Here is a 12,591-nt window from a genome sequence, read left to right as displayed (position 1 = left end):
GTCGGCAGTGCGGTCACTCCAGACGCTATCCCGATCGATTAAACATGTACAGCATTTGACGCTTTGCGCTCACGTATCGTGATCGCATGAGTTCATGCGACCTCTGGCGCCCACATGGCATTGCGCAGTGACCGACGACCAGGGTGAACGCGTACCGAGAAGAACTCCTGCGGCCAGACCCAGGAAGATGTCCGAGCGGGTCGCGAACGTGATCGCCGACCAGATTCTCGGCGGCGGTATCGACGAGGGGCAACGCCTGCCGACAGAGAAAGAGATGATGGCGGAGTACGGCGTGGCGCGGACAACTGTCCGTGAGGCACTGCGACTGCTCGAGAGCCGAGACCTCATCACCATCAAGCCTGGTGTCGGGGGTGGGCCCACGGCGGCGCGACCTCGGTACGACTCGCTGGGCAACACATTCAAGCTGTTCCTTCAGCTCGAAGGAGCGACGATCTCCGACGTCATCGACGTTCGACTCACTTTGGAACCTCTCGTGGCCCGGCAAGCTGCGGAGAACGCCTCGCCCTCCCAGCTCGACGAGATGCAGCAAGCCCTCGACAGCATGCGAACCGATCCCCGCGACTACGAGAACTTCCAGGAGCAGAACGCGCTCTTCCAGACCACGCTGTACAAGGCGGCCGGCAACGCGGCATTTCGCATCGTGATGGAGACGCTGTGGCTGCTCGTACGGGATGCCGAGCCCACCGAGCACCCGCTCGCAACACGACGCGCGGCCATCGACGCCCAGCAGATCATCCTCGATGCCCTGGCCCTGGGCGATGCCGACGCAGCCGGGCGGGCGATGAGTACGTTCGTGACCGATTCGGCCCGGTACTACAGGCGCTGGTTGAGCCGTGTGATCGCGCAGCCCGTTCACTGGCAGCTTTGATTGACGATCTCAGGTCAAAAGCTGTACATGTTTCTACGTGCAGTCGTATGGTTCGAGGGCGCGCACATACCGGTCTCCCCGCGGCCGATCACCCAGTGACAGCGCGCCCGCACAGAACCGGAGCCGGATGTGGCCAGTCCCCGCACCATCGATCGGACTCGACGTCGAGGCGTCATCGCTGCAGCAGCAGGCACGATCGTCGAGTACTACGACCTCACCGTCTATGCCTATCTCGCCGTGGTGGTCAGCCCGCTGTTCTTTCCCGGCGACGACCCCACCGCGTCGCTACTGGCCAGCCTGGCAGTGTTCGCATCCGCCTACTTGATGAGGCCGATCGGCGGACTGTTCTTCGGCCGTCTCGGCGACCGACACGGCCGCAAACGAGCGCTCGTCGTCTCGGTCGTCCTGATGGGTATCGGCACTGCCTTGATGGCTCTACTGCCGACCTACGAGACGGCGGGTGTCCTCGCCCCGGCACTCCTGGTCGTTGCACGTCTCGTGCAGGGCTTCTCGGCCGGGGGTGAACTGGGAGGCGCCCTCACGTACGTCTATGAGACCGTCGGCCCGAAGCGGAAGGGTCTGGGAGCGTCGTTCGTCGCCCTCGGCAGCAACAGCGGATTCGCTCTCGCTGCGGTCGCAGTGGCCACGACGTCGGCGTTGACGTCGACTGAACAGATGACCAGTTGGGGTTGGCGCATCCCATTCCTCCTCGGCCTACCGCTGTTGCTCATCTGCCTTTGGCTGCGTAGCCGAATCGAGGACACACCTGAATTCGAGCGCTCGGCCGCGCGCGATGACATCTCCAAAGCTCCACTCAGCGAACTGATGCGAAGCCACCCCCGTCAGGTCCTGCAGGTCTTCGGGCTCGGTGTCGCACAGAACGCCACCGGCTACATGGTCCTGACGTACGTCGGAATCCACCTCGTTCGAGAAGGGGGATTCAGTCAGACGGCAGTAACCTGGACTGCCGCGCTCGTGATCGTTCTGGTCGCCCTGTCGATGCCGGTATCCGGCCTGCTCGTCGACCGGTTCGGCAGCAAGAAGATTCTCCTGGCGGGCCTGGTCGCGTCGGCGGTACTGGCATACCCCGCCATGTCCATGATGAGCGGACACGGGCTGGTGGTGGCTGCCATCGCATTCGGGTTCTTCGCCTTGGGCACACCGCTCATCCAGACCTCGACGGCACCACTCTTCCCGTCCTTGTTCACCTCGCGTGTCCGACTCACCGGCGTCGCACTGGGTTTCAACATCGCTACCATCGCCACCGGTGGAACAGCGGCCTACATTGCCACGTGGCTGATCGACCGGACCGGAAACGCTGTATCTCCCGCGTTCTTCGTGATCGGGGCTGCGCTCGTCGGCTTGGTGACCTTGGCAACCATCCGACAATCGACTTACCGGGGTGCGAAATACGCTGCCGCCGACTCGATCGACGTCGAGGCCGACGACCTCGACACGGTGAAGGCGCGCCAGGGGTGATCGGACATCACGGCAGCTCTTCCGGCCACCAACCAGCGGTAGTCGGCACACGCGGTTGACCTTCATGATAGGTCGAAGCTGCATGCTGTCGGGGTGTCAGATGCCGAGTTGATGTCCATCGGGTCGTTCGCGCAACGGTGCGGCCTGACGGCGAGCGCCCTGCGCTTCTACGCCGATTCAGGATCGCTGCTGCCGGCAGAGGTGGACCCCGTGACCGGGTATCGCCTCTATCGCGAGGACCAGCTCGCGCGGGCGGTCCTGCTTCGACAACTGCGCGAGATCGGCATGTCTCTTCCTGCTGTGAAGTCCACCCTCGACGCGGACGTTGACGACGCGATTCGCTCGGTCGATGATCACGTCACCACGGTGATGCGTGAGGCCGAGTCGGTGCGGCAGCAGGCGGCTGCCATCACGAGCACGCTGAATGGTCGATCCGGGCGGCAGATCGCCCGACTGAGCGGGCCGGTGCTGGCCTCTGCAGTCGAACAGATTCTCACCGCCACCGTCGATGATCCGGACATCGCAGTGCTCGGTGGCGTTCACGTCGAAGCTGGGCCCGGAGTTCTGACAGTGACCGCCAGCGACCGCTACCGCCTGTCGACACGCACCCTCGTGAGCCACGTCGACAGTGCGGCGGCCTGGGCGGCGACGGTGAACGGCGATGACTTGCGACAGTGCCTCGGCGACTTGCGCCGTACCTCGTCGGTGAACGTGGATGTCACCGATCGCGGTATGACGTTGCGACTGACAGACCGCGATGATCGTCACTGGAGGTTCGTGTCCGAGCCGTTCCCCGACTACCGATCGATGCTCGACTCACTGCCGGCGGTGACCAGTCGCGTCGAGGTCCCCACAGCAGCGCTCCTGCATGCTCTCGAACAACGATCGAGCGATCGAGTTCGGTTGTCCACGAACGACAACAACCTCGTGGTCCATGGTGACTTGCTCCCGGACATCGAAATTCCGGCCCGTGTGAGCGGGTGCACGGTCGACGCCTGGTTCGAGATGACCACTCTCTACCCGGCCATCAGCACCGCCGTCGGCACTGACGCACTACTCGATTTCCGTGAGCCCGAACAGCCCGCCACTGTGCGCTCTGCAGACCGAGGCGACTTGACCACTCTGGTCATGCCCATCGCAGCACCGCGTGACACCACGACGACAAGACGCACGCTATGACAGGAAGTCCCGCAAGCGACCCGACGATGGACGCGATCGCCGCGGCCGTCACCGAGGGCAGAAGTGGAAACCTCGACAAGGCACGTCGACAACTCCTCGCACTGTGGCAGGACATCGGTGTCAACGGCGATCCCCTTCACCGGTGCAGCCTCGCGCACTACCTCGCCGACCTCTATGAGCATCCCGCGCAGGCGCTCACGTGGGACGTCCGAGCACTCGACGCCGCACACTCCGTCACGGACCAACGCACGCAGAATCACCACGGGGGGCTCCACATTGCGGGGTTCTTTCCGTCGCTGCATCTCAACCTTGCGGACAACTACTGCAGGCTAGGGTCCTTCGACGCAGCTCGTGAGCACATCGACGCTGCGAAGGAGTGCTCCTCGACGCTTGCCGACGATCCCTACGGGGATCTCATCCGGGGAGCGATCGGCAGGGTGGACGCGGCCATCGCGGCGGGGCGAGGCGCGGACTGGCCATCAACCAATTCCTGAGCCTGTGCGGACAAGCGCAAGAAGAGCACCGAGGCTGTTCGCGGATCTGAGTCACCTTGCGCCTGTCAACGACGGCATAAGGTCCTGGTGCATTCCATCGCGGGAATGTACCGTTCCTTAAGTCGTCCTACGCAAGCATTGGACTCTGTATGGCCATCCCCCGGAAATCACGCCGCATTCAGTCCAGCCGCCTGGCGCGGTCCTTCACCGCCCGCCGTCACGAGCTGGGAATGACGCAAGCCGAGCTAGCTCTACTGGCCGGGGTCGGCCGCTCCACTGTGCAATCCATCGAGGGCGGCAAAGAAGCGTCGCAACTCGACGGCGTACGCGCCGTTGCAGATGCATTGGGGTGCGACCTGTCGCTCATCACCCGCGCCGGCATCGTCGTCGAACCGAATCGCGAGTGAGCGCCCGGCTCGATCTGCACCAGGTCGATGACACCACGTTTACAAGGATGATGCGCGCGGGCAGCTTGACGAGGTCGAGCGACACCGTTCGATTCGGAAGGTGCACCTCCAGGCAGTCGGGCCACCACGATCGCGGTCAAAACGGCCGCAGCGGAACTAGTCGGCACCAGCAGCTCCCCAGCGGCCACCGAAAGCAGCCTTTGGCCGTACCTACCGGTCGTCTGCGCCCGGGCCGTTAGCCGCTGCTGCGCGACGGACAGGGGTCGATCAGTCGGGAACCTGCACCTAGCGCCGTATTGCTTTGGTGCCTCCGATAGGCCTGGTCGTAACTTCATCGCCAACCTGGCGCAGCCAGCCAATCTTGACAAAGACATAGCTTGATCACGTCTAATTGGTCTCATGGACGAGCAGACCGGCCGCAATCCGTATTACACACGAATTTACGAGGACTCCAACGAGGAGCCTCGGCCGGCTCGAAGCGGCATCGCCCCACTGCGTACTGTTGACACGCTTGCAGCATGTCTGGTCGTGGGTTTTTTCGGTATTGTGGCCGCAGTAGTTGGCAGTCTGGGCCCATGGGTCAAATTTACCGATCCGGCGTCAGCTGTGTCCGTGACGTTGTCCGGCATGCAGGGCGACGGCAAAATCACGTTGGCCTTGATCGCGTTGTGCGGTGCGGCCATCTTCGAGAGGGCGACGCAAGGTAGAGGATGGTTACTGTGGATCGCGGCCGTAGCGTCGTTGGCGGTAACCGTCGTGGCCGCCATTGCGCTGAACACCGTGTCCGACAGATCCAATGAAATCGAGATGCGGGGGGTCATATCAGTGGCGGATTGGGGAGTCTGGTCGACATTGGTGGGCGCGATACTCGTCGCTACCTGTTCCGTGTGCGCAATTTGTTCGGACAGACAAAGCGCCTGAGTACTGAGCGCGCTCACGTCAACGTCTGGACGAGACGCGCTTGACGCATGGTCAGCGCAGCCAACGCAATGACAACACCACTGAGTCAACCCTGTACACGGCTTACCCGGGGCGTCAGGTCAGGCCGCTGTGAGCTCGCAGGCAACCCCGGAGTGATCGCTCAGACGTAGGTCGTCCGTCATTCCCGGCCGCGTTCGAACGTCGCCACAATTGATATCCGACGCGATGTGGTCGATGAGCTGACCGTCCTCGGTCGTCCCGGCCGTGTGACACGTCAACCGTGTCATCACCTCGGCGAGACGGTCGGCAACCTGAATGGGCTGCCGCGCACGCGGGATCTTTTGGTTGAAGTCACCGGCGACGATGACCGGCACAGATATATCGAAGGTGCCGATCACATCCTCGATCTGGTCCAGGCATTCGAGGTGTTCGGACCATGGCGCGGCATCGCGGCGACCGGTGCTCACGTGAGCGCGCGACCAGGGAATGCACACCGCAAGCAATCGGACCGGCCCGATGGGCGTTTCGGTCAGTGCGCTCACCACACGTCCTGCGCCGCCTCCAGTCTCGATCCGAATTACTTCCGAGAGTGGCCGCCGGGAGTACACCAGCACTTTGCGACGATCAGATTCTATCGCGTATCCCCAATCACCGCCGCCGTCCAAGATGTACCCGCCGTCCGGGAGGAGACCGCGACGCCCCTCCGTCACGACGAGAATGTCGGCTCCCGTCCCCGCCAGACGATCTCGTACCTCTGCACCCCGTCGACCGCGAGTGGTGGCCCATTCGACGTTCCAGGTAGCGACGGTGGTTCCGGTATTGCTCACGCCGTGCAGTCTAAATGGCTCGATTCATCGGTCCCTCGAATGCGGTAGATCTCGGTACGCAAGTGGATGTCACGACCTCGACCCATCTGCGTCAGCTCACAATCAACACATCCAACCGCCGAGGCCCGTGGACACCCTCCACCCTGTTCAGCTCGATGTCACTGGTCGCACTCGGACCGCTGATGAAGGTCAGCGGTCGAGTGGCGTCCAGCACCGCGAACGCCTGCGGCACCGTGTCCACAACCTGGTCGGCGCGGACGATGCAGATGTGATGGTCCGGCACCAGCGTCAACGCCCTACGACCCTGCGCGACAGACGCATCGAGCACGATCGTCCCCGTGGCAGCGATCCCCACCGCGCAGCCGGTGATCACCGCGTCGAGAGCATCGAGTTGGTCGATCGACAGGCCCTCGTCCGGAACCACCGCGATGCCGTCGACCCAGGCAGAGGGCAGATCGACGGGGACAACCGCTCGACCACCACCGAGCGACGACGCCACCGTGCCGGCGATCTCGGCCTCGGATATCCGGTACACCTGTGCCCGATAGTCGTCGACCGTTTCGGCGAAGCGGTCGACGTTCCCCGGTCCGGCCAGAGCAGCTCGGTCGTAGTCCCGCGGAACATCGACGCCGGCAACCCCACCCGCGGTCGCGGACCGGATGCGCTCGAGGATTTCCGACTTCGCGTTCATGACTCGTCCTCGTGCGTTCGTGCCCACCACTGGCGGAACGTTTCCTTCGGAGGGGCCGGCATGTCACGGCTGGTGGTCCACAACGATCCGGGGAATGGAAGCGACTCGATGTGCCCCTTCTTCCCGGCCAGCAGGCGCCCGACACCCGCAGCTTTCTCGGCCATCCCGAATCGCTTCGGGGAGTTCATCGCCCACCCTGCAGCCCGCATCGCGATCTCCTGCGCGCCGGGGATACCGCCGCGCTCGGAGTCGACCTGCTCCGCCCGTAGGTGCACCAGAATCTCCGGAATGTTGATGCGCACCGGGCACGCATCGAAACACGCCCCGCACAGCGACGACGCATACGGCAGTGAGGCATTGGGATCGTCGTGACCAGTCGTTCCGGTGAGCTGCGGCGACAGGATCGCACCGATCGGCCCCGGATACACCGACCCGTACGCGTGCCCACCGGTTCGCTCGTAGACCGGGCACACGTTCAAGCATGCGCTGCATCGGATGCAGTTGAGGGCGGCGCGGCCTACCTCGTCGGCAAGCACGTTGGTTCGGCCGTTGTCGATGAGCACCAGGTGGAAGTTCTGGGGACCGTCGCCCTCGTGCACCCCGGTCCACATCGAGGTGTACGGGTTCATACGCTCCGCCGTCGACGAGCGGGGAAGCAGTTGCATGAACACTTCGAGGTCCGAGAACGTGGGGACCAGCTTCTCGATGCCCATCAGCGTGATGAGCGTGTCGGGCAGCGTCAGACACATGCGCCCATTGCCTTCGGATTCGACGACGGCGAGCGTCCCCGTTTCGGCGACACCGAAGTTGGCGCCACTGATGGCCACCTTCGCCGACAGGAACTTCCGTCGCAGATGCTCGCGTGCGGCCATGGCCAGTTCGCGCGGCTCGTCAGTGATGGCAGCGTCGACACCGGGCATGCGACGCAGGAAGATCTCGCGAATCTCCGCCCGGTTGCGGTGAATTGCGGGAACCAGGATGTGACTGGGCTTGTCGTCACCCAGCTGGACGATGAGCTCGGCCAGGTCGGTCTCGATGGCGGCGATGCCCTCGGCTTCGAGGTACTCGTTCAGGCCGGTCTCCTGGGTGGCCATGGATTTCACCTTGACCACCTCGTCACTGCCCGTGGCCTTGACCAGGTCCGTGATGATGCGATTGGCCTCGTCGGCGTCGCGTGCCCAGTGCACCACTCCCCCGCGGGCGGTGACGTTGGCTTCGAGTTGCTGCAGCAGCTCGGGCAGCCGCGACATCACATCGGTCTTGAGGGCACTCCCGGCGAGGCGCAACTCCTCCCAGTCATCGCACTCCGCAACAGCTCCCAGCCTCTTCTCACGGATGGTCTTGGTCGCAGCCCCGACGTTGCGCCGCATCTGAGTGTCCTGCAATGCGCGCTTCGCAGCCTTCGGGAAGCTCTCCTCGCCGCGGATGTTTCCGATACCGGGAGAACCCAAGAAGGTGGTCATGCTGCCTCCGTCGATGCCAGGATCTCCGCCAGGTGAACAGTTTTGACGCCGGTGCGCAGGCGGGACAGGCCACCGCCGATGTGCATCAGGCACGACGAGTCCCCGGCGCTGCACACCTCGGCACCGGTGGAGAGGACGTTGGCCATCTTGTCCGACAACATCGCCGTCGAAGTCTCCGAATTCTTCAACGCGAACGTTCCGCCGAAGCCGCAGCACGACTCGGCCTGCGGCAGTTCGACCAAGGTCATGCCGCGCACGTTGCGCAGCAGTTCGAGGGGCTTGTCGCCGACGCGCAACATCCTCAGCGAATGGCACGTGGGGTGGTAGGTAACGCGGTGCGGGTAGTAGGCGCCGACGTCGGTGACGCCTAGGACGTCGACGAGGAGTTCGGACAGCTCGTAGGTGCGGCCGGCGATGTCCTCGGCGCGCGTGGCCAGGTCTTCATCACCGGCGCGGCGCGCGACCATCGCGTGCTGGTGACGCACCGATCCGACACAAGAACCGGATGGGGCGACCGCGACGTCCCACGACGACTTCTCGAACACCTCGACGTGGTGGCGCACCAGCGGTGCGGCTTCCTTGAGGTAGCCGGTGTTGACGTGCATCTGGCCGCAGCACGTCTGATCCGACGGGAAGACGACGGTGTGACCGAGCCGTTCGAGCAATGAGACAGTCGCTTTCGCTGACTCGGGGAAGAGTGCGTCCACTAGACATGTGGCGAACAGGGCGATCCGCATGGAGCCTCCAGAGCGTGTGGTCTGACCACAGTAACCCCTGTGGTCGGACCACACCAGCTATTCTCCGACAATGCGCGCACACGAGGTGGTTCTCCACCGCATCGAACAGGACCTGGCGGCGGCCCGGCTCCGCGTCGGCGACCGGCTGCCGGCCGAGCGCGCACTCGCGGAGGAACTCGGCGTCGGCCGGAGCTCGGTTCGCGAGGCCATCCGGGTGCTGGAGGCGATGGGCGTGGTGAAGACGTCGGTCGGGTCCGGCCCCGACGCGGGCGCGATCGTCGTGGCCGATCCCGCCACGTCCATCGGCTCGGCACTGCGGCTGCACATGGCCACGCAGTTCCTGCCCATCGCCGACGTGGTGCAGACGCGCGTGCTCCTCGAGTCGTGGGCGCTACGGGAAGCAGCGGCGCGCACCCCGGACCTCACTGCCATAGACGAACTGCTCGACCGGATGGACGACCAGAGTCTGGAACCCGATCAGTTCCACCGCCTCGACGCCGAGCTGCACGTACGGTTCGCCGGGCTGGCGGGCAACGTGCTGATCGAGGCGATGATGACCTCGCTCCGCGACTCCATCCACGGCTATGTCATGGACGCGGTGCCGATGCTCGACGACTGGTCGGCCGTCGCCGTGAACCTTCGGTGCGAGCATCGCGCCATCGTCGACGCGTTGCGCCGAGGACACGGCGCCAAGGCCGCCACCCTGGCGCGCGAGCACATTGAAGGGTTCTACGGGTTGATGCGGCTCGACTGAATCACCGAATCGAGCGGCCGGCCGAGCCCAGCATCTCCGTCGCCTCGACCACCCGTGCGGCCATGGCGGTCTCGGCGGGCTTACCCCACGAGCGGGGGTCGTAGGCCTTCTTGTTGCCGTAGGCACCGTCGACTTTGAGCACCTGGTCGTACTTGCTGATCATGTGACCGGCGAGCGACCGGGTGAAGGCGTACTGGGTGTCGGTGTCGATGTTCATCTTCACCACACCGCTGCGCACGGCGGACGCGATGTCCTCGGCGCTGGATCCGGACCCACCGTGGAACACCAGGTCGAACGGCTTGTCCTTGCCCGATTCGGCGCCGATGACGGTCTGGATCTCGTCGAGGATCTCGGGGCGCAGGTGGACGGAGTCGGGGTTGTAGACGCCGTGCACATTGCCGAAGGTCAGTGCCGTCAGGTAGCGACCGCGCTCACCCGCACCCAGGGCAGCGATGGTCGCGCGGGCATCGTCGACCGTCGAGTACAGCTTGTCGTCGATCTCGGCGGAGACGCCGTCTTCCTCGCCGCCGATCACACCGACCTCGATCTCGAGCAGCGTGTTGGCCTTGACCGACTCGTCCAACAGCTGACGGGCGATGGCGAGGTTCTCGTCGAGCGGAACGGCGGATCCGTCCCACATGTGGGACTGGTACAGCGGATCCAACCCGCGGGCCCGCCGCTCGATGGAGTCGGCGAGCAACGGACGCACCCAGTCGTCCAGGTTCTCCGCGGGGCAGTGATCGGTATGGAGTGCGATCGAGACGGAGTAGTGCTGTGCGACTTCGTGCGCATACAGCGCCAGCGCCTTCGACCCGGCGAAGCGGTTCTGAACCTTGTTGCCCGACAGATACAGTGCCGTCCCCACTGAGACCTGGATGATGCCGTCGCTCTCCGCCTCGGCGAAGCCCTGCAGAGCGGCGTTGAGTGTCTGCGAGCTGGTGACGTTGATCGAGGGGTAGGCGAACCCGCCCTCCTTGGCGCGGTCGAGCATCGCCACGTACTGGTCGGGAGTTGCGATCGGCATGGTGAGTCCTGTCCTGGTGAGGGTGAATCAGGCTGTGGGGTCGTTCAGGCCGGGGTACAGCCGCACGAGTTGCGATGATGAAACGTGGTGGGGACGTGGACTCGTCTGGGGTCGCCGGTGTATCCGCCGATGCGCTCCAACAACATGTCCACCGCCGTGCTGCCGAGCGTCACGACGTCCTGCGCTGACGCGGTGAGACGGGGTTCGAAGAGATCGGACCACTCGAAGTCGTCGTAACAGACCAGCGCGACGTCTCCGGGTATCGACAAGCCCAAGCCGCGCAGCGCCTTCATCGAGCCGATCGTCATCGAGTTGTTCATGGTCACGACGGCGGTGGGTCGCGGCGATCGAGACATCACGGCAAGCACCTCGCGCTCCGCCACGTCGACGCTCGATGCACCGTCGAGAACCAGATCCGGATCGATCTCCAGCCCGCGGTCCCTCAGCGCCCGTTCGTATCCCGCGTAGCGCTCGACCGACGACGAGATGCCGTCGATCCCGCGCACCACCGCGATACGCCGGTGTCCGAGCCCGAGCAGGTGCTCGGTCAATTGTCGAGCGGACTCCTCGTTCTCGGGACCCACCTGGTCACATGCCACGTCGAGCGCACGGTCTATGAGGACGAGCGGGGTGCCGGTCGCGGTGATCGCCGGAATGGTGTTGCGCTCGGCGCCGGCCGCCGGCGCGACGATGATGCCGTCGACCTGGCGATCGAGAAGCGAGTCGACCACCCGACGCTCCGAGGCGACGTCGTCGTGCGAGTCACCGAGGAACATGACCAGGCCCGCCTCCGACAGCATCGCCTCGATGGTGTGCACGAGGCTGCCGAAGTAGGGGTTGGTGAACGCCGAGATCGACAGGCCGACGGTGTGAGTCCGACCGGCCGCGAGGGATCGCGCGACGACGTTGCGGCGGTAGCCGATCTCGGTGATCGCGGTCTCGACGCGCTCCCGTGTCGACTCGTTCACCTTCCGTGTGCCGTTGAGGACGTGCGAGACCGTCGACACCGACACGCCCGCACGGCGTGCCACGTCGTCCATTGTTGCCATGTCAGGCCGGTCGCCCAGACGAGGTGATCATCGAAGGCGCAGCACTCGATCGGCACGCACGGCCGTCGACGTGATCAGCTCGGCGTTGCGTTCGTCGGATCCGAGAGCCCAGAACGCTGCCTCCTCCGGCGTCTTCCCGTACGCCTCGTGGCGCTGGACCAGTCGGTGATGCCGGACGTCCGTGTCGGGAGCCAGGAACCACACCTCGTCGATCTGCGCGTGAGCACGAGGCCACGCGTCGATCTCCATCAACAGGTAGTTTCCTTCGGTCACCACGAGGGGGACCGACGGCAGCACCGGTATGGCCGAGCCGATCGACTCCTCGATCTCCCGGCGGAACCGCGGCGCGTACACGATGGGCCCGTCCGGTCCCTGCCCACGTACGGCCTCGATCAGACGGGCATAGCCGTCGTCGTCGAACGTGTCGTGCGCCCCCTTGCGGTCGAGACGACCGAGGTCGATGAGCACCTCGTTCGCGAGATGGAACCCGTCCATCGGTGCCAGCACTGCGAGGTCGGTCCCGAGCGCCTCCACCAGATCGGCGGCGACGGTGGACTTGCCCGCTCCGGGCGCTCCGGTAAGGCCGAGGATGCGGCGCTGCCCCGGAATCGCCAGTGCACGCGCCCATTCGACCAACTCGTCGAACGTGGCGTCCTGCACACTCTGGCCGCTCATGA

General features: G+C 64.8%; 14 protein-coding genes. 7 read left to right on the top strand and 7 right to left on the bottom strand.

What is annotated here, in order from left to right:
* The first annotated feature begins 187 nt into the window (after positions 1-187).
* The 6 genes from BR07_RS0106930 (at position 188) to BR07_RS26930 (ending at position 5,369) form a co-directional block, all read left to right on the top strand.
* Positions 188-889 (top strand): FadR/GntR family transcriptional regulator, encoded by a 702-nt coding sequence (locus BR07_RS0106930; RefSeq protein WP_027504808.1) that lies wholly within the window; start codon positions 188-190, stop codon positions 887-889.
* A 129-nt stretch (positions 890-1,018) separates the two neighbouring features.
* Positions 1,019-2,368: an MFS transporter gene (locus BR07_RS23660; protein ID WP_051613130.1), complete on the top strand. Its 1,350-nt coding sequence runs from the start codon at positions 1,019-1,021 to the stop codon at positions 2,366-2,368.
* A 93-nt stretch (positions 2,369-2,461) separates the two neighbouring features.
* Positions 2,462-3,547, top strand: coding sequence for a MerR family transcriptional regulator (locus tag BR07_RS0106920; RefSeq protein WP_051613129.1), 1,086 nt, complete (start codon positions 2,462-2,464; stop codon positions 3,545-3,547).
* Entirely contained in the window at positions 3,544-4,041 is a 498-nt protein-coding gene (locus BR07_RS23655) for a hypothetical protein (protein ID WP_051613128.1), read from the top strand. The genes BR07_RS0106920 and BR07_RS23655 overlap by 4 nt, the downstream gene beginning before the upstream one ends.
* A 149-nt stretch (positions 4,042-4,190) precedes the next feature.
* A complete protein-coding gene (locus BR07_RS0106910; protein WP_027504806.1) occupies positions 4,191-4,448 on the top strand; it encodes a helix-turn-helix domain-containing protein in 258 nt (85 codons plus the stop codon).
* 399 nt (positions 4,449-4,847) lie between these two features.
* Complete coding sequence (locus BR07_RS26930) at positions 4,848-5,369, top strand: hypothetical protein (RefSeq protein ID WP_155956954.1); 522 nt, start codon at positions 4,848-4,850, stop codon at positions 5,367-5,369.
* Between the two features lie 119 nt (positions 5,370-5,488).
* Here the strand turns inward: BR07_RS26930 and BR07_RS0106900 are convergent, their stop codons facing one another.
* The 4 genes from BR07_RS0106900 to BR07_RS0106885 form a co-directional block, all read right to left on the bottom strand.
* On the bottom strand, positions 5,489-6,196 hold the full coding sequence (locus tag BR07_RS0106900) for an endonuclease/exonuclease/phosphatase family protein (protein WP_037184810.1): 708 nt from the start codon (positions 6,194-6,196) through the stop codon (positions 5,489-5,491).
* A 91-nt stretch (positions 6,197-6,287) separates the two neighbouring features.
* Positions 6,288-6,887 carry a LutC/YkgG family protein gene (locus BR07_RS0106895; protein WP_027504803.1) on the bottom strand — a complete coding sequence of 200 codons (600 nt, stop codon included), beginning with the start codon at positions 6,885-6,887 and terminating at the stop codon, positions 6,288-6,290.
* Positions 6,884-8,350: a LutB/LldF family L-lactate oxidation iron-sulfur protein gene (locus tag BR07_RS0106890; RefSeq protein WP_027504802.1), complete on the bottom strand. Its 1,467-nt coding sequence runs from the start codon at positions 8,348-8,350 to the stop codon at positions 6,884-6,886. The genes BR07_RS0106895 and BR07_RS0106890 overlap by 4 nt, the downstream gene beginning before the upstream one ends.
* Positions 8,347-9,087, bottom strand: coding sequence for a (Fe-S)-binding protein (locus BR07_RS0106885; RefSeq protein ID WP_027504801.1), 741 nt, complete (start codon positions 9,085-9,087; stop codon positions 8,347-8,349). Before BR07_RS0106885 ends, BR07_RS0106890 begins: the two co-directional genes overlap by 4 nt.
* A 70-nt stretch (positions 9,088-9,157) precedes the next feature.
* Between BR07_RS0106885 and BR07_RS0106880 the strand changes: the two genes are divergently transcribed.
* Positions 9,158-9,841: a FadR/GntR family transcriptional regulator gene (locus BR07_RS0106880; RefSeq protein ID WP_027504800.1), complete on the top strand. Its 684-nt coding sequence runs from the start codon at positions 9,158-9,160 to the stop codon at positions 9,839-9,841.
* A 1-nt stretch (position 9,842) separates the two neighbouring features.
* Here BR07_RS0106880 and fbaA read toward each other — a convergent pair whose 3' ends face one another.
* The 3 genes from fbaA to BR07_RS0106865 are packed head-to-tail and all read right to left on the bottom strand — an operon-like array spanning position 9,843 to position 12,589.
* The gene (gene fbaA, locus BR07_RS0106875; RefSeq protein WP_027504799.1) at positions 9,843-10,865 is read right to left on the bottom strand and encodes a class II fructose-bisphosphate aldolase; all 1,023 of its coding nucleotides are present in this window, start codon (positions 10,863-10,865) and stop codon (positions 9,843-9,845) included.
* Positions 10,866-10,909: 44 nt separating this feature from the next.
* Positions 10,910-11,914 (bottom strand): LacI family DNA-binding transcriptional regulator, encoded by a 1,005-nt coding sequence (locus BR07_RS0106870; RefSeq protein WP_027504798.1) that lies wholly within the window; start codon positions 11,912-11,914, stop codon positions 10,910-10,912.
* A gap of 27 nt (positions 11,915-11,941) precedes the next feature.
* A complete protein-coding gene (locus BR07_RS0106865) occupies positions 11,942-12,589 on the bottom strand; it encodes a nucleoside/nucleotide kinase family protein (RefSeq protein ID WP_027504797.1) in 648 nt (215 codons plus the stop codon).
* Positions 12,590-12,591: the final 2 nt, after the last annotated feature.

It is taken from the genome of Rhodococcus sp. UNC23MFCrub1.1 (assembly GCF_000686025.1).
Lineage (GTDB): Bacteria > Actinomycetota > Actinomycetes > Mycobacteriales > Mycobacteriaceae > Rhodococcoides.
This window is presented reverse-complemented; position numbering and strand designations above follow the sequence as displayed.

Excerpts from the sequence above, each read along its gene's own strand:
- BR07_RS0106910 (WP_027504806.1), top strand. The coding sequence starts at position 4,191 with ATGGCCATCCCCCGGAAATCACGCCGCATTCAGTCCAGCCGCCTGGCG.
- BR07_RS0106890 (WP_027504802.1), bottom strand. The coding sequence starts at position 8,350 with ATGACCACCTTCTTGGGTTCTCCCGGTATCGGAAACATCCGCGGCGAG.
- BR07_RS0106870 (WP_027504798.1), bottom strand. The coding sequence starts at position 11,914 with ATGGCAACAATGGACGACGTGGCACGCCGTGCGGGCGTGTCGGTGTCG.
- BR07_RS0106880 (WP_027504800.1), top strand. The coding sequence starts at position 9,158 with ATGCGCGCACACGAGGTGGTTCTCCACCGCATCGAACAGGACCTGGCG.
- BR07_RS0106885 (WP_027504801.1), bottom strand. The coding sequence starts at position 9,087 with ATGCGGATCGCCCTGTTCGCCACATGTCTAGTGGACGCACTCTTCCCC.
- BR07_RS0106895 (WP_027504803.1), bottom strand. The coding sequence starts at position 6,887 with ATGAACGCGAAGTCGGAAATCCTCGAGCGCATCCGGTCCGCGACCGCG.
- BR07_RS26930 (WP_155956954.1), top strand. The coding sequence starts at position 4,848 with ATGGACGAGCAGACCGGCCGCAATCCGTATTACACACGAATTTACGAG.
- BR07_RS0106865 (WP_027504797.1), bottom strand. The coding sequence starts at position 12,589 with ATGAGCGGCCAGAGTGTGCAGGACGCCACGTTCGACGAGTTGGTCGAA.
- BR07_RS23655 (WP_051613128.1), top strand. The coding sequence starts at position 3,544 with ATGACAGGAAGTCCCGCAAGCGACCCGACGATGGACGCGATCGCCGCG.
- fbaA (WP_027504799.1), bottom strand. The coding sequence starts at position 10,865 with ATGCCGATCGCAACTCCCGACCAGTACGTGGCGATGCTCGACCGCGCC.
- BR07_RS0106930 (WP_027504808.1), top strand. The coding sequence starts at position 188 with ATGTCCGAGCGGGTCGCGAACGTGATCGCCGACCAGATTCTCGGCGGC.